At 60.8% G+C, this 17,389-nt stretch carries 12 protein-coding genes; 11 read left to right on the plus strand and 1 reads right to left on the minus strand.

The genetic code is table 11. The annotated features are described in order from the left end of the window. Positions 1 to 256 precede the first annotated feature (256 nt). The 3 genes from ACA058_RS28710 (at position 257) to choV (ending at position 3,305) form a co-directional block, all read left to right on the plus strand. On the plus strand, positions 257 to 1,207 hold the full coding sequence (locus tag ACA058_RS28710; protein ID WP_497636913.1) for a choline ABC transporter substrate-binding protein: 951 nt from the start codon (positions 257 to 259) through the stop codon (positions 1,205 to 1,207). A 77-nt stretch (positions 1,208 to 1,284) separates the two neighbouring features. Next, the gene (gene choW / locus ACA058_RS28715; RefSeq protein WP_497636914.1) at positions 1,285 to 2,130 is read left to right on the plus strand and encodes a choline ABC transporter permease subunit; all 846 of its coding nucleotides are present in this window, start codon (positions 1,285 to 1,287) and stop codon (positions 2,128 to 2,130) included. Next, the gene (gene choV / locus ACA058_RS28720; RefSeq protein WP_497636916.1) at positions 2,127 to 3,305 is read left to right on the plus strand and encodes a choline ABC transporter ATP-binding protein; all 1,179 of its coding nucleotides are present in this window, start codon (positions 2,127 to 2,129) and stop codon (positions 3,303 to 3,305) included. Before choW ends, choV begins: the two co-directional genes overlap by 4 nt. A 288-nt stretch (positions 3,306 to 3,593) precedes the next feature. Here choV and ACA058_RS28725 read toward each other — a convergent pair whose 3' ends face one another. Continuing rightward, positions 3,594 to 5,534: a BCCT family transporter gene (locus ACA058_RS28725; protein ID WP_497640020.1), complete on the minus strand. Its 1,941-nt coding sequence runs from the start codon at positions 5,532 to 5,534 to the stop codon at positions 3,594 to 3,596. A 380-nt stretch (positions 5,535 to 5,914) separates the two neighbouring features. Here ACA058_RS28725 and betI point away from each other — a divergent pair, with 380 nt between their 5' ends. The 8 genes from betI (at position 5,915) to ACA058_RS28765 (ending at position 17,329) form a co-directional block, all read left to right on the plus strand. Then, entirely contained in the window at positions 5,915 to 6,508 is a 594-nt protein-coding gene (gene betI / locus ACA058_RS28730) for a transcriptional regulator BetI (protein ID WP_497636918.1), read from the plus strand. Positions 6,509 to 6,568: 60 nt separating this feature from the next. Then, positions 6,569 to 8,041 carry a betaine-aldehyde dehydrogenase gene (betB, locus tag ACA058_RS28735; protein WP_497636920.1) on the plus strand — a complete coding sequence of 491 codons (1,473 nt, stop codon included), beginning with the start codon at positions 6,569 to 6,571 and terminating at the stop codon, positions 8,039 to 8,041. Positions 8,042 to 8,268: 227 nt separating this feature from the next. Continuing rightward, the gene (gene betA, locus ACA058_RS28740) at positions 8,269 to 9,969 is read left to right on the plus strand and encodes a choline dehydrogenase (protein ID WP_497636922.1); all 1,701 of its coding nucleotides are present in this window, start codon (positions 8,269 to 8,271) and stop codon (positions 9,967 to 9,969) included. Between the two features lie 242 nt (positions 9,970 to 10,211). Then, positions 10,212 to 11,654, plus strand: a complete 1,443-nt coding sequence (locus ACA058_RS28745) for a TldD/PmbA family protein (RefSeq protein ID WP_497636923.1) — start codon at positions 10,212 to 10,214, stop codon at positions 11,652 to 11,654. Beyond that, positions 11,654 to 12,991 carry a TldD/PmbA family protein gene (locus ACA058_RS28750; RefSeq protein WP_497636924.1) on the plus strand — a complete coding sequence of 446 codons (1,338 nt, stop codon included), beginning with the start codon at positions 11,654 to 11,656 and terminating at the stop codon, positions 12,989 to 12,991. The genes ACA058_RS28745 and ACA058_RS28750 overlap by 1 nt, the downstream gene beginning before the upstream one ends. 137 nt (positions 12,992 to 13,128) lie before the next feature. After that, positions 13,129 to 14,556, plus strand: a complete 1,428-nt coding sequence (gene mdtD / locus ACA058_RS28755) for a multidrug transporter subunit MdtD (protein ID WP_497636925.1) — start codon at positions 13,129 to 13,131, stop codon at positions 14,554 to 14,556. Between the two features lie 105 nt (positions 14,557 to 14,661). Next, positions 14,662 to 15,999, plus strand: a complete 1,338-nt coding sequence (dbpA, locus tag ACA058_RS28760; protein ID WP_497640021.1) for an ATP-dependent RNA helicase DbpA — start codon at positions 14,662 to 14,664, stop codon at positions 15,997 to 15,999. A gap of 151 nt (positions 16,000 to 16,150) precedes the next feature. Beyond that, entirely contained in the window at positions 16,151 to 17,329 is a 1,179-nt protein-coding gene (locus ACA058_RS28765) for a BaiN/RdsA family NAD(P)/FAD-dependent oxidoreductase (protein ID WP_497636926.1), read from the plus strand. Positions 17,330 to 17,389 lie beyond the last annotated feature (60 nt).

Here is a 17,389-nt window from a genome sequence, read left to right on the forward strand (position 1 = left end):
CGTTTTTTTGCGGCTCAGACGGACAAAAGAGGCTGAAAAAAGCTGTAAACGACGTCACCGACACTGGATGCGACCATCCCTGTACTGGTTACGACGCACCCTGTAGGCGTCAGATTTTCACTGGTACATGATCGTATCGACTCGATTGCAAGGCGCCGTGGTAGAGCTGTCTCCAGAACGCCATCCAACCGCAACCTATAAGTGCGGTGGTTCCAGTCGGAAACACTGCCAAAAAAAAACACCAAGGAGTCCATCCATGAAAGGTTCCCCGTCGTTGTTGTTGGCCGCCCTGCTTAGTCTGCCGGTTCTGGCCCAAGCCGTCGAACCGGCCCAATGCAGCACCGTAAACTTCTCCGATGTCGGCTGGACCGACATTACCGCGACTACCGCTACCACCAGCGTCGTACTCAACGCCCTCGGCTACAAGACCAAGACCACCATGATTTCCGTGCCCGTGACCTACAAGTCCCTGGCCGACGGCAAGAACATGGACGTGTTCCTGGGTAACTGGATGCCGACCATGGAAAACGACATCAAGCCCTATCGCGATGCCGGCACCGTGGACACCGTACGCACCAACCTCAAGGGCGCCAAATACACCCTGGCCGTCCCTCAAGCCCTTTACGACAAGGGGCTGCATGACTTCGCCGACATCGCCAAATTCAAGAAAGAGCTCGACGGCAAGATCTACGGGATCGAGCCAGGAAACGACGGCAACCGTCTGATCCAGAGCATGATCGACAAGAACGCCTTCGGCCTCAAAGACGCCGGTTTCAAGGTTGTCGAATCCAGCGAAGCAGGCATGCTTTCCCAAGTCGACCGCGCACAGAAACGCGACACTTCCGTGGTGTTCCTGGGCTGGGCGCCGCACCCGATGAACAAGCGCTTCAAAATTCAATACCTGACCGGCGGCGACGACTTCTTCGGCCCCGATTTTGGCGCCGCCACCGTGGCGACCAACACCCGCAAGGGTTACGCCGCGGAATGCAGCAACGTCGGTCAGTTGCTGAAGAACCTGGAGTTCACCGTCGACATGGAAAGTGAACTGATGGGCAACATCCTGGACGACAAAATGAAGCCTGACGCGGCCGCCAAGGCCTGGCTGAAAAAGAATCCCCAGGTGCTCGATACCTGGCTCGCTGGCGTGACCACCATTGACGGTAAACCAGGCCTGGAGGCCGTTAAAGCCAAGCTCGCACAGCCTTGAATTAGAGAGCATCGCTTATGCCGGACGGCGTATGCCGTCCGGGCTGTTTATTTCCTTGCATGCGGACGTTCACTACCATGCTGATTGATCAGAAAATACCTCTAGGCCAGTACATCGCAGGCTTCGTCGAATGGTTGACGCAACACGGCGCCAACACCTTCGACGCAATTGCCGTGTCACTGGAGACGATGATCCACGGCGTGACGTTTGCGCTGACCTGGTTCAACCCGCTGGTCTTGATCGGCCTAATCGCAATACTTGCCCACTTCATCCAGCGCAAATGGGGGCTCACCGCCTTCGTCGTTGCCTCCTTCCTGCTGATCCTCAACTTGGGGTACTGGCAGGAAACCATGGAAACCCTGGCCCAGGTGTTGTTCGCCACCCTGGTCTGCGTGGTCATCGGCGTACCCTTGGGTATCGTCGCCGCGCACAAGCCGATGTTCTACACTGTAATGCGTCCGGTACTCGATCTGATGCAGACCGTACCGACCTTCGTTTACCTCATTCCTACCCTGACCCTCTTCGGGCTGGGTGTGGTCCCGGGCCTGATCTCGACGGTGGTGTTCGCCATTGCCGCGCCGATCCGCCTGACCTACCTGGGCATCCGCGATGTCCCGCAAGAACTGATGGACGCCGGCAAGGCCTTTGGCTGCTCGCGTCGCCAACTGCTTACACGGATTGAACTGCCCCACGCCATGCCGAGCATCGCGGCCGGTATCACCCAGTGCATCATGCTGTCGCTGTCGATGGTGGTGATCGCGGCACTGGTGGGCGCCGACGGGCTGGGTAAACCGGTGGTCAACGCACTGAACACTGCTGATATCGCCCTGGGCTTCGAAGCGGGCCTGGCGATCGTACTGCTGGCGATCATGCTCGACCGTATCTGCAAACAACCCGACGCCAAAGTAGGGGGTGACGCATGAGCATAATTCGCTTCGAAGACGTCGACGTGATCTTCACCAAAGATCCGCGCGAAGCACTGAAACTTCTCGACCAGGGCTTGACCCGCAGCGAGATCCTGAAAAAGACCGGGCAGATCGTTGGTGTCGAAAAGGCCAGCCTGGATATCGAAAAAGGTGAAATCTGCGTGCTGATGGGCCTGTCCGGCTCCGGCAAATCCAGTCTGCTGCGTTGCATCAACGGCCTCAACACCGTCAGCCGTGGCAAGCTGTTCGTCGAGCACGAAGGCAAGCAGATCAACATTGCCTCCTGCACCGCCGCCGAACTGAAAATGATGCGCACCAAGCGCATCGCGATGGTGTTCCAGAAGTTCGCCCTGATGCCTTGGCTGACGGTGCGCGAGAACATCAGCTTCGGCCTGGAAATGCAGGGCCGTCCGGAGAAGGAACGCAAGAAACTGGTCGATGAAAAACTCGAACTGGTGGGCCTGACCCAATGGCGCAACAAGAAACCCGATGAGCTGTCCGGTGGCATGCAGCAACGTGTGGGCCTGGCCCGTGCGCTGGCGATGGACGCCGACATTCTGCTGATGGACGAACCCTTCTCGGCGCTCGACCCGCTGATCCGCCAGGGCCTGCAGGACGAACTGCTGGAGCTGCAACGCAAGCTGAACAAAACCATCGTCTTCGTGAGTCACGACCTCGACGAAGCCCTGAAGCTCGGCAGCCGTATCGCAATCATGAAAGACGGCCGGATCATCCAGTACAGCAAGCCTGAAGAAATCGTCCTCAACCCCGCGGATGACTACGTTCGCACCTTCGTCGCCCACACCAACCCGCTGAACGTACTGTGCGGGCGCAGCCTGATGCGCACCCTGGACAACTGCAAGCGCATCAACGGTTCGGTGTGCCTCGATCCGGGCGGCGATTCGTGGCTGGACCTGGCTGAGGGTAATACCATCAAGGGCGCACGCCAGAACGGTGCGAGCCTGGACCTGCAGAACTGGATTCCAGGGCAGGCGGTAGAAGGCCTGGGGCGCCGGCCGACGCTGGTGGATTCCAATATCGGCATGCGCGATGCGCTGCAGATTCGTTATCAGACCGGCAACAAACTGGTGCTGCACGACAACAACAAAGTGGTCGGGATTCTCGGCGACAGCGAGCTGTACCACGCGCTGCTCGGCAAGAACCTGGGGTAAGGCAACAGACACAAAAACGCCGCGAGAGGATCGCGGCGTTTTTGTTGGTGCATCTTTTGCGTTTGGAACACTGACAACTGTGACAAGGGGATTCCTGTGGCGAGGGGATTTATCCCCGTTGGGTCGCGAAGCGGCCCCAAAAACCAGACAACGCGGTGTGTCAGATAGATCGCGGTGAAAGGTTTTAGGACTGCTTCGCAGCCCAACGGGGATAAATCCCCTCGCCACAGAAATCTCTTCACCACAAAAGATCAGCGGTGCATTCGCTGCACCGCATCACTTCACAACTTAGCTATACACCCGGCCAAGGAGCTGCCGATGGCTTTCAAACTGATCGAGCACATCACGCGTGATCTGATCCTGAGTGAAGCCCATCAGGTCGTAGTCCTGGCTGCCGTTGTGCAGGTACACCTCGGCGCGGTAGTAGCGCTGACGTGCTTCATCGGACTGCGCCGATTCGGTGGGCGTAGCCAGATAACCATCCAGGCTGACTTCGTATACAAAAGGGTTGCCCTCTTCCATCTCGACCCGCACGCCCATGCAACGCTTGGACTTGCCCAGCAGCGTCTGGACTTCCAGGCCTTGAGCACGCATTTGCGTCGTCGCATCCTGCAATGCCGGGCTCACATGCTTATCCATGAAGCGTTGTACCACCGACTGGCTCGGTTGCAGGTCCAGCTGGGTCAAACGCTCGCTGAATCCACGACGACCACGTGCCGCCAACTCCGCTTGCTCCTGTTCGATCTGCACGTCCTGGCGCATGGCCTTGTGCAAGCCGAACATGAAGAACACCAACACCACCGAGAACGGCAGGCCGGCCAGTACCACCATGGTTTGCATGGCTTCGAAGTTACCGGCGAACAGCAGGCCGATGGTCACCAGAGTGATTACCGCCGACCAGAAGATTCGCAGCCAGTGCGGCGCATCTTCGTCGACGTTGCCGCCCTTGCACGACAGGTTGGCCATCATCACCGCGCCGGAATCCGCCGGGGTCAGGAACAGCACGAAACCGACGAAAATCGATACGCCGATCACCACTTTCGACGCCGGGTAGTGCTCAAGCAACTGGTAGATCGCCATGGACGGCTGTTCCAGCGCCGTCTTGCCGAGTTCCACCGCCCCGTGGTTCATCACCAGGTCCAGCGCCGAGTTACCGAAGATCGACAGCCACGCCAGGGTGAAACCCAGCGGAATCAGCAACACGCCAGCGACCAGTTCACGCACCGTGCGACCACGGGAAATACGCGCGATGAACATGCCTACGAATGGCGCCCAGGAAATCCACCAGGCCCAATAGAACAGGGTCCACAGGCCCAACCAGCGGTCGGACTTCTCGCTATCGCCTTCGTATACATAAAGGTCGAAGGTCTTCAGCACCACGCCGTTCAGGTAGTCACCGACGTTCTGCACAAAGCCGTTGAGCAGGTGCAGGGTCGGACCGAACAGCAGGACGAAAATCAACAGGCCGCTGAACAGGATGATGTTGAGGTTGGACAGGCGACGAATGCCGTTTTCCACACCCGACACGGCAGCGATGGTCGCCACGGTGCTCATCACGATGATCACGATCAGCAGGTTGGTGTTGCTGTGTTCCATGCCGAACAGGTTTTCCAGGCCCGACGACACCTGCAGCGAACCAATCCCCAGGTTGGTCACCAGACCCAGCAGGGTCACGAACATGCCGAAGCCGTCTACCGCATGACCCGCCGCGCCTTTGACCCAACGCTCGCCCACCAGCGGATACAGCGCCGAACGCAACGCCAACGGCTGGTTATGCCGGTAGGCAAAGTACGCTACCGCCAGGCCGACCAAGGCATAGATCGCCCAGCCATGCAGCCCCCAGTGCAGGAACGTCAGCTGCACGGCCTGACGGGCGGCAAGGTTGCTGCCAGCCACGCCTTCCGGCGGGTTGAAGTAGTGGTCCAGCGGCTCGGAAGCACCGAAGTACAGCAGCGAGATGCCAATACCCGACGAGAACAGCATCCCCGCCCAGGCGCCATAGCTGAAGTCCGGGGTGTCGTCCTTGCTGCCCAGCTTGAGCTTGCCGTAGGACGAGAACGCCAGACCGACCACGAAGATCAGGTAGGCGGCAATCACCACCATGTAGTACCAGCCGAAGCTGCGGGACAACCAGGCTTGCGCCGTACCGAGCAGTCTGCCCGCCTCTTGCGGGGCGATGATCAGAATGGCGGTCAACAACAGAATCAACGCGGTAGAGGTGTAGAACACCCAACCGTTGACCGTCACCTTCTCGGGTGGGGTCTTTATTAGCGAGGCAGAACTCATGGCACAGATGCTCCGGGCAGTGCGAGAGAAGAACGCAAGACAAACGAGTTACCCGACCAATCGCTTAGTGGGCAGCCGACCAGCGGGTGATATAAAGACAGCCCGACAAAGCTCGAACCCCCTTTAACGCCGTGGCGCGTGGGTTTCGAGCATTTTCGGAAGTCGTTTTTTTCGCCGTTACGCGTAGGAAAAATCTGTAGGCAGCGACGATTTGTCGCAGATCTTATTCTTTGTTGATTGAACGTTCAATCAAAACAAAATAGACTGGCCCTCAATCCGATAGACGTTCTGCGTCTGCCGGAAGGCCTAAGGAGATGTGCAAGATGCCCAAGGTCGGTATGCAACCCATCCGTCGCCAGCAGTTGATCGAAGCCACATTGCTGGCGGTCGATCAGGTCGGAATGGGGGACGCCAGCATTGCGCTGATCGCCCGTTTGGCCGGCGTCTCGAATGGCATCATCAGTCATTACTTTCAGGACAAGAACGGCCTGATCGCTGCCACGGCGCAGTACCTGATGAGTGTCCTCAGCGAGAACGTCACCGCGCGCCGTCAGGCGCTGACAGATGCCAGCCCGCGGGCGCATCTGCGGGTGATCATCGAAGGCAACTTCGACGCCAGCCAGGTCAATGGCCCGGCAATGAAAACCTGGCTGGCCTTCTGGGCCACCAGCATGCACCACCCGTCTTTGCACAGGTTGCAGCGGATCAACGATCACCGTCTGTATTCCAACCTGTGCTGCCAGTTCCGCCGCGTACTGCCGCTCGATGACGCGCGCAGTGCAGCCCGTGGCCTGGCAGCTCTCATTGACGGCTTGTGGTTGCGCGGCGCGCTGTCGGGAGATGCTTTCGACACCGGGCAGGCGCACCAGATTGCTTACGAATACATGGATTTCCAACTGGCCAAGCGGGTGAGTTAGAGCACAACAGAGCGCTCAACCCCTGAACGCGCCAATCACTTATGCACTTGCGAGGACTTTATGGCCCGTTTCGAACTGCAAAAACTCTACATCGATGGCGCTTACTCCGATGCTGGCAGCGACGCCACCTTCGAAGCCATCAACCCGGCTAACGGCGAAGTCCTCGCAAAAGTACAACGTGCAACCAAGGAAGACGTCGAGCGCGCGGTGGTCAGCGCCGAAAAGGGCCAGAAAATCTGGGCCGCGATGACCGCCATGGAGCGTTCGCGCATCCTGCGTCGTGCCGTGGATATCCTGCGCGAGCGCAACGATGAACTGGCCGCCCTGGAAACCCTGGACACCGGCAAGTCGTACTCCGAAACCCGCTACGTCGACATCGTCACCGGCGCTGACGTGCTGGAGTACTACGCAGGCCTGGTACCCGCCATCGAAGGCGAGCAGATCCCACTGCGCACCACTTCGTTCGTCTACACCCGTCGCGAGCCGTTGGGCGTCGTGGCCGGTATCGGCGCGTGGAACTACCCGATCCAGATCGCCCTGTGGAAATCCGCACCGGCCCTGGCTGCCGGTAACGCGATGATCTTCAAGCCAAGCGAAGTCACCTCGCTGACCACCCTGAAACTGGCCGAGATCTACACCGAAGCCGGCCTGCCAGCGGGTGTGTTCAACGTCTTGACCGGCAGCGGCCGTGAAGTCGGCACCTGGCTGACCGAGCACCCGCGCATCGAGAAAGTCTCGTTCACCGGCGGCACCGACACCGGCAAGAAAGTCATGGCCAGCGCTTCGAGCTCTTCGCTGAAAGACGTGACCATGGAACTGGGTGGCAAGTCGCCACTGATCATCTGCGACGACGCCGATCTCGACCGCGCTGCCGACACGGCGATGATGGCCAACTTCTACAGCTCCGGCCAGGTCTGCACCAACGGCACTCGCGTGTTCGTACCGGCGCACCTGAAAGCCGCTTTCGAAGCCAAGATCGTTGAACGTGTTGCGCGCATCCGCGTCGGCAACCCGGAAGACGAAAACACCAACTTCGGCCCGCTGGTCAGCTTCGCCCACATGGAAAGCGTGCTGGGCTACATCGCCAAGGGCAAGGAAGAAGGTGCCCGCCTGCTGTGCGGCGGCGAGCGTCTGACCGAAGGCGAATTCGCCAAGGGCGCCTTCGTCGCGCCGACCGTGTTCACCGACTGCAGCGACGACATGACCATCGTCCGCGAAGAAATCTTCGGCCCGGTGATGGCGATCCTCAGCTACGAAACCGAAGAAGAAGTGATCCGCCGTGCCAATGACACCGACTTCGGCCTGGCCGCCGGTATCGTCACCAAGGACCTGAACCGCGCCCACCGCGTGATTCACCAACTGGAAGCCGGTATCTGCTGGATCAACGCCTGGGGCGAGTCCGACGCGAAGATGCCAGTCGGCGGCTACAAGCAGTCGGGTGTTGGTCGTGAAAACGGGATCAGCTCGCTGAACAACTTCACCCGCATCAAATCGGTACAGGTCGAGCTGGGCGATTACGCCTCGGTGTTCTAACCCACGCGAAGTCTGGAGTGCTGTGAGGGGCTTTTCTGTGGCGAGGGATTCATCCCCGCTGGGCTGCGCAGCAGCCCCCCATCCAGACACCGCATGCCTCCAGACAAACCACGTTCGCCGATTTTACGACTGCTGCGCAGCCGAACGGGGATAAATCCCCTCGCCACAAGGTTGCGCGGCGTCCCGGCGATCCGCGACCTGAACCAACTTCAAAGAGGGTGCATTCAATGTCCCAAGAATTCGATTACATCATCATCGGTGCCGGCTCGGCCGGTAACACCCTGGCGACTCGTCTGACCGAAGACGAAGGCGTCACCGTCCTGCTGCTCGAAGCCGGCGGCCCGGACTACCGCATGGACTTCCGCACGCAGATGCCGGCCGCCCTGGCGTTCCCGCTGCAAGGCCGTCGCTACAACTGGGCCTACGAAACCGATCCGGAGCCGCACATGGACGGTCGTCGCATGGAATGCGGTCGCGGCAAGGGTCTGGGCGGTTCCTCGCTGATCAACGGCATGTGCTACATCCGTGGCAACGCCATGGACTACGACGGCTGGGCAAAATTGCCAGGTCTTGAGGACTGGTCGTACTTGGACTGCCTGCCGTATTTCCGCAAGGCGGAAACCCGTGACATCGGCCCGAACGACTACCACGGTGGCGACGGCCCGGTCAGCGTGACCACGCCGAAAGCCGGCAACAACCCGCTGTTCCACGCCATGGTTGAAGCCGGCGTGCAGGCCGGTTACCCGCGCACCGAAGACCTCAACGGTTATCAGCAGGAAGGTTTCGGTCCGATGGACCGCACCGTGACGCCCAAAGGCCGTCGCGCCTCCACCGCCCGCGGTTACCTGGACGTGGCCAAGAAGCGCTCGACCCTGACCATCGTCACCCACGCCCTGACCGACAAGATCCTGTTCGAAGGCAAGCGTGCGGTCGGCGTGCGTTACCTGGTCGGCACTGCTGAAGAGCGCGTTGAAGCCAAGGCGCGCAAGGAAGTGCTGCTGTGCTCCGGCGCCATCGCTTCGCCGCAGATCCTGCAACGCTCCGGCGTCGGCCCGGCCGAACTGCTGAACAAGCTCGACATTCCGGTGGTCCACAACCTGCCGGGCGTCGGTGAAAACCTGCAGGATCACCTTGAACTGTACCTGCAATACGCTTGCACCCAACCGGTCTCGCTGTACCCGTCGCTGCTCTTGCACAACCAGCCGGCCATCGGCGCCGAATGGCTGTTCAACGGTACCGGTATCGGCGCCAGCAACCAGTTCGAAGCCGGCGGTTTCATCCGCACCCGTCCGGAATTCGAATGGCCGAACATCCAGTACCACTTCTTGCCGGTAGCGATTAACTACAACGGCAGCAACGGTGTGAAAGAGCACGGTTTCCAGGCGCACATGGGCTCCATGCGTTCGCCGAGCCGTGGGCGCATCCAGGCCAAGTCCAAGGACCCACGCCAGCACCCGAGCATCCTGTTCAACTACATGGCCACCGAGCAGGACTGGCAGGAATTCCGCGACGGCATCCGCCTGACCCGTGAAATCATGCAGCAACCGGCGCTGGACGCCTTCCGTGGCCGCGAAATCAGCCCGGGCATTGACGTGCAAACCGATGAGCAGCTGGACAAGTTCATCCGCGAACACGCCGAAACCGCGTTCCACCCGTCCTGCTCGTGCAAGATGGGCACCGACGAGATGGCCGTGGTGGATGGCGAAGGTCGCGTGCATGGCATGCAAGGCCTGCGTGTGGTCGATGCCTCTATCATGCCGATCATCACCACCGGCAACCTGAATGCGCCGACGATCATGATGGCCGAGAAAATCGCCGACAAGATACGTGGTCGCCAGCCGCTGCCGCGCAGCAAGGCCGCCTACTTCGTGGCCGGCGATGCGCCGGTGAAGGGCAAGCCGATGCGTGAAGTGAGCCAGACTGCATAAGGCATTACACCGCGTCACGGCCAATCGCGAGCAAGCTCGCTCCCACAGGATATGCGCGATTTCAAAATTGGCGCATGACCTTGTGGGAGCGAGCTTGCTCGCGATGAGGCCCTACCAACCAGCACACCTCTAGCGATCCAAACTTGATCCTCCCCCCATGCAGGCCTACTCTAGTGCCGCGCAATCGCTTCATCCCCTCGCCGCACCGCTGTACCGTCACTCCATACCAAGGAGGTTCCCGAATGTTCGATTTCCACCCCCAGCTCAAGCAGCGCTTTGCCGCCTTGCGCACGGGCGCCGAATTCTTTTCCCTGCGTTATGTGCGCGAGTCCGGCCAGTACCTGTCGGTGCGCAAGAATGTTGCCGAACCGCCGAGCCTGAGCCGCGACGAAGGGGCGATGCTGACTGTGCGGGTCAACGGCGTCGAAGCCTATGCGGCCACCAATGACTTGTCGCAACAGGGCCTGCAAGCCGCCCTCGAACGCGCCGAACAACAGGCGCGCCGACTCAAGCCTCACGCCTTGCTGGACCTGCGCGAACATGCGGTATCCAGCGACCGTGCCGATTATTTCTCGCCGAGCCTCGACCAGCCCTTCCCTTCCCTGAGCGACTGCTACCAGCTGCTGGGGGCCGAATCCGCCGCCGTGCCCAAGGACGAGCGCCTGGTGAGCTGGCAGGTCAGCCTCGGCATCACCCACGTCGAGCAGATCTACCTCAACAGCGCCGGCGCCGAACTGCGTCAGGCCCAGCGCTTCGTCTACCCGGGTCTCGACGTCACCGCCTACGACGGCAGCGACAGCCAGACCCGCAGCCTGGGTCGCGAGAACTTCGGCCAACAGGGCGGCTTTGACGTGATCAGCCGCTGCGGCCTGGTCGGTGCCGGCCCGCTGGTCGCCGATCAGGCACTGCAATTGTTGCTGGCACCGAACACGCCGCAAGGTCCGCGCGACCTGCTGCTGATGCCCGACCAGATGATGCTGCAGATCCACGAATCCATCGGCCATCCGCTGGAACTGGACCGCATTCTCGGCGACGAGCGCAATTATGCTGGCACCAGTTTCGTCTCCGCCGGCGACTTCGGCAGCCTGCAATACGGCTCGAAACTGCTCAATGTGACCTTCGACCCGGACATTCCCGAACAGCTCGCCAGCTATGGCCATGACGACGACGGCACGGCTGCCAGCAAACAGTTCCTGATTCGCGAAGGTCTGCTGCTGCGCCCCTTGGGCGGTGCACTCTCGCAGTTCCGCGCCGGCCTGGACGGTGTCGCCAACAGCCGCGCCTGCGGCTGGAATCGCCCGCCGATCGACCGCATGGCCAACCTCAACATCGAGCCTGGCGATCAGCCGCTTGCGCAACTGATCGGCAACATCGAACACGGCATCTTGATGAGCACCAACCGCTCGTGGTCCATCGACGATGCGCGCAACAAGTTCCAGTTCGGTTGCGAATGGGGCCAATTGATCGAAAACGGCGAACTCAAGGGCGTGGTCAAGAACCCGAATTACCGGGCGATTTCCGCGCAGTTCTGGAAGAGCCTCAGCGCGGTCGGCGATGCCAGCACCTTCAAGGTGCTGGGCACGCCCAATTGTGGCAAGGGCGAACCGAATCAAGTGATACGCGTCGGCCATGCCTCGCCAGCCTGCGTATTCAGCAACGTTGATGTTTTTGGGGGAGACAGCTGATGACTACGTCGAAAGCCCAGGCCGATTCGTTCAAGGCATTGGTCGCGGGATTGCGCGAAGCGTTACGCGAACCGGAACAATTCACCCTCAGCTACGCCGCCGAATCGTCGGCCTTCGTGCGTTTCAACCACGCCAAGGTGCGTCAGGCGGGGCAGGTGCAGCAGGCGAGCATCGGTTTGAAACTGATCAACGATGGCCGCCACGCCGACCTGCAAATCACCCTGGCGGGCGATCCTGCAGTCGACCATCAGCGCCTGGCCGAAGGTCTGCAACAGCTGCGCGAAACCTTGCCGCTACTGCCCCAGGACCCCTACCTGCTGCTCAACTACAACGGCTGGCAAAGCCAGAACGTGCAGGAGCATCCGCTGCCGGACACCGAGCAGGTGGTCGCCGAAATCACCCAGGCCGCCGAAGGCCTGGATCTGGTCGGGTTCTATGCAGCCGGGCCGATCAGCCGTGGTTTCGCCAGTTCCGCCGGCGCCTTCGGCTGGCATCAGGCCAACAGCTTCAACTTCGATTTCAGCCTGTTCCATGAAAACGGCCAGGCGGTGAAGGCCAGCTATGCCGGGCACGACTGGAACAGCGAAGGCTTCGCCAAACGCTTCCAGCAGGCACGTGAGCAGCTTGAGTACCTGGGACGGCCGCTGCGCACCTTGGCCCCGGGTCACTACCGCGCCTACCTGGCGCCCGCCGCGCTGGAAGAAATCATGGGCATGCTGTGCTGGGGCGGTTTCTCGGCGCAGTCGATTGCCAGCAAAAGCAGCCCGTTGCAGAAGCTCTACGGGGGCGATCATGCGTTCAGCCCGTTGGTCTCGCTGGACGAAAAGGTCAGCGGTTCGCTGAGCCCGGCGTTCTCCGACGAAGGTTATCCGCGAAGCGATCTGGGTTTGATTGTCGAAGGCAAGGCCGGTGCGCAACTGGTGGGTTCACGCAGCGCCGCCGAGTACGGATTGACCGCCAACGGCGCCAGCGGCGGGGAATCGCCAACGGCCCTGAACATGCAGGCCGGGAATTTGCCTGAGGCACAAATCCTCAAGCAACTCGGTACCGGTTTGTACATCAGCAACCTGTGGTACCTGAATTTCTCGGATCAACCGGCGGCACGCCTGACCGGTATGACGCGGTTTGCGACCTTCTGGGTCGAGGATGGCAAGATCCAGGCACCGGTCAGCACCATGCGTTTCGATGACAGCGCCTACAGTCTGCTGGGTTCACAGCTGGAAGCGCTGACCACGGAGCGCGAATTGCTGTTGTCGGCGAGCACCTATAGCCAGCGGGCGACGGCATCGGCGTTGTTGCCGGGGGCGCTTGTCAGGCGACTTACGTTGACCCTCTAAAAGCATCGCGGGCAAGCCTTGCTCCTACAGGATCGAGGTTTTCCGCGCAATTGTGTCTGGCTCCAGACCTGTAGGAGCAAGGCTTGCCCGCGATGAAGCCACCACGGTCTACCTGATTCACACTGACATGAGGTCTCATGCCGAACCGCCTGCCTCTCGATCCAGTCACCGCCCGCTGGGTGCCATGGGTCGTCGCCATTGCCTTCTTCATGCAGTCCCTCGACGGGACGATCCTCAACACCGCCCTGCCGGCCATGGCCAGCGACCTGGCGGAAGACCCGCTACGCATGCAGGGTGTGATCATTGCCTACATGCTCACGGTCGCCTTGCTGATCCCCGCCTCGGGCTGGATCGCCGACCGCTTCGGCACGAAAAAAATCTTCTTCAGTGCGATCCTGCTGTTCAGTTTCGGCTCGTTGCTCTGCGCATTATCAAGCAGCTTGAGCATGCTGATCGGCGCCCGGGTGATCCAGGGCCTGGGCGGCGCGTTGATGTTGCCGGTCGGGCGATTGGTGGTGCTGCGCGCCTACCCGCGCTCGGAACTGGTGCGAATCATGGGCTTCATCACCATTCCCGGCCTGCTCGGGCCGTTGATCGGCCCCACCATGGGCGGCTGGATGGTGCAGTACCTGACCTGGCACTGGATCTTCCTGATCAACCTGCCGGTGGGACTCGTGGGCTGCTACGCCGTGTGGAAATTCATCCCTGATCTACGCGGTTCCGAGCGTACCCGCTTCGATAGCCTGGGTTTCCTGCTGTTCGGCGCGGCGATGATCCTGATCACCGTCGCCATGGAAGGGCTGGGCGAACTGCACCTGCCGCACCTGCGGGTGATGCTGCTGCTGTTCGGCGGCATGGCCTGCCTGGCGGCTTACTGGCTGCGCGCCGGGCACATCGATAATCCGCTGTTTGCGCCGTCGCTGTTCAAGACCCGGACCTTTGCCGTCGGCATTCTCGGCAACCTCTTCGCCCGGCTCGGCAGCGGCGCCCTGCCGTTCCTCGTGCCGCTGTTGCTACAAGTGGCGCTGGGGTACTCACCGTCCCAGGCCGGGATGAGCATGCTGCCGCTGGCGGCTGCCGCGATGATCGCCAAGTGGGTGGCGCGACCGCTGATCGAACGCCTGGGCTACCGCATCGTGTTGACCGGCAACACCCTGGCGCTGGGGATAATGCTGGCGAGCATGGGCCTGGTCAGCGAGCAGACGCCGTACTGGCTGCTGTTGTGCCTGCTGGCAGTCCTGGGGGCGATCAACTCCTTGCAGTTCACCGCGATGAACACCGTGACCCTGATCGACCTCGACGACGCCAGTGCCAGCAGCGGAAATAGCCTGCTGTCGGTGGTGGCGCAGTTGTCCCTGAGCCTGGGCGTGGCCTGCGCCGGTGCGTTGCTCGGCGGTTTCACGGCAGGGATCGGGAACGATGGTGTCGAGACCGTGCTGGGCGCGTTCCAACTGACGTTTGTCACTGTCGGAATCATGGCGATGCTGGCCGCAACGATCTTTTCCCAACTCTCAAAGGAAGACGGACGGCGCGTCAAACGTCCGGAAGAGCACATAGAGCCTTAGGGCGTATGGCCATCGGACTGGTACACTGCGCGACATTTTGTTTTGCAGGCCAGTCCCGTGACCACCATCGCCACCGAATTTAATACTTTGCCGCTGTCCGCCGCCATGCTGGCTAACCTCGACTCCCTCGGTTATGCCCAGATGACGCCGATCCAGGCGCAAAGCTTGCCGGTGATCCTCAAGGGGATGGACCTGATCGCCCAGGCCAAGACCGGCAGCGGCAAGACCGCTGCCTTCGGTATCGGTCTGCTGAACCCGATCAATCCGCGCTACTTCGGCTGCCAGGCGCTGGTCATTTGCCCGACCCGTGAGCTGGCCGACCAGGTCGCCAAGGAAATCCGTCGTCTGGCCCGTGCCGAAGACAACATCAAGGTGTTGACCCTGTGCGGCGGCGTGTCCTTGGGGCCGCAGATCGCTTCGCTGGAACACGGCGCGCACATCATCGTCGGCACGCCGGGGCGCATTCAGCAGCACCTGCGCAAGGGTTCGCTGGTGCTCCATGGCCTCAACACACTGATCCTCGACGAAGCTGACCGTATGCTCGATATGGGTTTCTACGATTCCATCGAAGAAATCATCGCCCAGTGCCCTGAGCGTCGCCAGACTCTGCTGTTCTCCGCCACTTTTCCGGTGGGCATCAAGCAACTGGCGTCGAAGTTCATGCGCAACCCGCAGCAAGTGAAGGCCGAGGCGTTCCACGACGATACGCAGATCGAGCAGCGTTTCTACGAAATCTCCCCGGACGATCGCATGAGCGCCGTGACCAAGGTGCTTGGCCACTTCCGCCCGGCGTCCTGCGTGGCGTTCTGCTTCACCAAGCAGCAGGTCCAGGAAACCGTTGATCACCTGACGGCCAAAGGTATCTCCGCGGTCGGTCTGCACGGCGACCTGGAACAACGTGACCGCGACCAGGTCCTGGCGATGTTCGCCAACCGCAGCACCTCCGTGCTGGTAGCCACCGACGTCGCCGCTCGCGGCCTGGACATCGACGCGCTGGACATGGTGATCAACGTCGAGCTGGCCCGTGATTCGGAAATCCACATCCACCGCGTCGGCCGTACTGGTCGTGCTGGTGAGAAAGGCATCGCGGTCAGCCTGGTCGCACCATCCGAAGCGCACCGCGCCCAGGCCATCGAGCAATTGCAGAAGAGCCCGCTGAACTGGGATCAGGTGGACAACCTCACCTCCCAGGGCGGCGGTCCGCTGCTGCCGCAGATGAGCACCCTGTGCATCGGCGCCGGCCGTAAAGACAAGGTTCGTCCGGGCGATATTCTGGGCGCACTGACCGGTGACGCTGGCATCCCGGGCGCCCAGGTCGGCAAGATTGCGATTTTCGACTTCCAGGCCTTCGTGGCCGTGGAACGCGGGATCGCCAAGCAGGCCTTGCAGCGCCTGAACGACGGCAAGATCAAAGGCCGTTCGTTGCGCGTGCGCATCCTGTAAGAACACGCCCACCCTGTAGGAGTGAGCATGCTCGCGATGGACGATGAAGCAACGCTGGGCATCAGACAGCCAGCGTTATCGTTGACGACCATCGCGAGCATGCTCGCTCCTACAGGTCTGTTTTGTGGTGACACATTTAGAGGACACCGTTTTGCGCTCTACCGAAGTCGTGATCATTGGCGCTGGCGCCGCAGGGTTGATGTGTGCACTGACCGCCGCCGGGCGCGGACGCAAGGTGCTGCTACTCGACCACGCCAACAAGGCCGGCAAGAAAATCCTGATGTCGGGCGGTGGCCGCTGCAATTTCACCAACATGTACACGGAACCTGGCAATTTCCTCTCGCAGAACGCCCACTTCTGCAAATCCGCTCTTGCGCGCTACACGCAGTGGGATTTCATTGGCATGGTGGCCAAGCACGGCGTGCCGTACCACGAGAAAAAGCTTGGCCAACTGTTCTGCGATAACAAGTCCAGCGACATCCTCGAAATGTTGCTCGATGAGTGCAATCAGGTCGGCGTCAGCCTGCACCTGGATACCTCGATCCAGACCATCGAGAAGCTCGAGAAGGGCTATTTGCTGGACACCACCATGGGCCAGATCACCTGCGAATCCCTGGTGATCGCCACTGGCGGTTTGTCGATTCCGACCCTGGGCGCCACCGGTTTCGGCTATCAAGTGGCCAGGCAATTCGGCCATGAACTGCTGCCTACCCGCGCCGGGCTGGTGCCGTTCACCATCACCGATCAACTCAAGGAGCTGTGCACCGAGTTGTCCGGCACCTCGGTCGATTGTCTGGTCAGCTGCAATGATCAGAGCTTCCGCGAGAACATTCTGTTCACCCACCGCGGCCTCAGCGGCCCGGCAATCTTGCAGATTTCTTCGTTCTGGGAATCCGGCGACACGGTTGAAATCAACCTGATGCCAGACCACGACGTGCCTGGCTGGCTGCAACAGCAACAAGCTGAACGTCCCAACAGTGAACTGAAAACCCTGCTCGGGGAAATTTTCACCAAGAAGATGGCCAACCTGCTGGCGGACAACTGGTTCGTTTCCAAACCAATGAAGCAATACACCCACGCGGAGCTGGCCGACATCGCCGAAAAACTGGCGAGCTGGAAAGTCGTGCCGGCCGGTACCGAAGGCTATCGCACGGCCGAAGTGACGCTGGGCGGCGTCGATACCAACGAGGTGTCGTCCAAGACCATGGAATCGCTTAAAAGCCCTGGGTTGTACTTTATCGGTGAAGTGCTTGATGTCACCGGGCATCTGGGCGGTTTCAACTTCCAGTGGGCCTGGGCCTCCGGCTACGCCGCCGCGCAGTACGTCTGACACACCGCGTATCGTGATGCCCCCCTGTAGGAGCAAAGCTTGCTCGCGATAGGGGATTAA

It is taken from the genome of Pseudomonas sp. LBUM1649, from assembly GCF_059716155.1.

Bases quoted from the DNA above. Each gene is read 5' to 3' on its own strand.
- ACA058_RS28710 (WP_497636913.1), top strand. From the start codon at position 257: ATGAAAGGTTCCCCGTCGTTGTTGTTGGCCGCCCTGCTTAGTCTGCCG.
- choW (WP_497636914.1), top strand. From the start codon at position 1,285: ATGCTGATTGATCAGAAAATACCTCTAGGCCAGTACATCGCAGGCTTC.
- choV (WP_497636916.1), top strand. From the start codon at position 2,127: ATGAGCATAATTCGCTTCGAAGACGTCGACGTGATCTTCACCAAAGAT.
- betI (WP_497636918.1), top strand. From the start codon at position 5,915: ATGCCCAAGGTCGGTATGCAACCCATCCGTCGCCAGCAGTTGATCGAA.
- betB (WP_497636920.1), top strand. From the start codon at position 6,569: ATGGCCCGTTTCGAACTGCAAAAACTCTACATCGATGGCGCTTACTCC.
- betA (WP_497636922.1), top strand. From the start codon at position 8,269: ATGTCCCAAGAATTCGATTACATCATCATCGGTGCCGGCTCGGCCGGT.
- ACA058_RS28745 (WP_497636923.1), top strand. From the start codon at position 10,212: ATGTTCGATTTCCACCCCCAGCTCAAGCAGCGCTTTGCCGCCTTGCGC.
- ACA058_RS28750 (WP_497636924.1), top strand. From the start codon at position 11,654: ATGACTACGTCGAAAGCCCAGGCCGATTCGTTCAAGGCATTGGTCGCG.
- mdtD (WP_497636925.1), top strand. From the start codon at position 13,129: ATGCCGAACCGCCTGCCTCTCGATCCAGTCACCGCCCGCTGGGTGCCA.
- dbpA (WP_497640021.1), top strand. From the start codon at position 14,662: ATGCTGGCTAACCTCGACTCCCTCGGTTATGCCCAGATGACGCCGATC.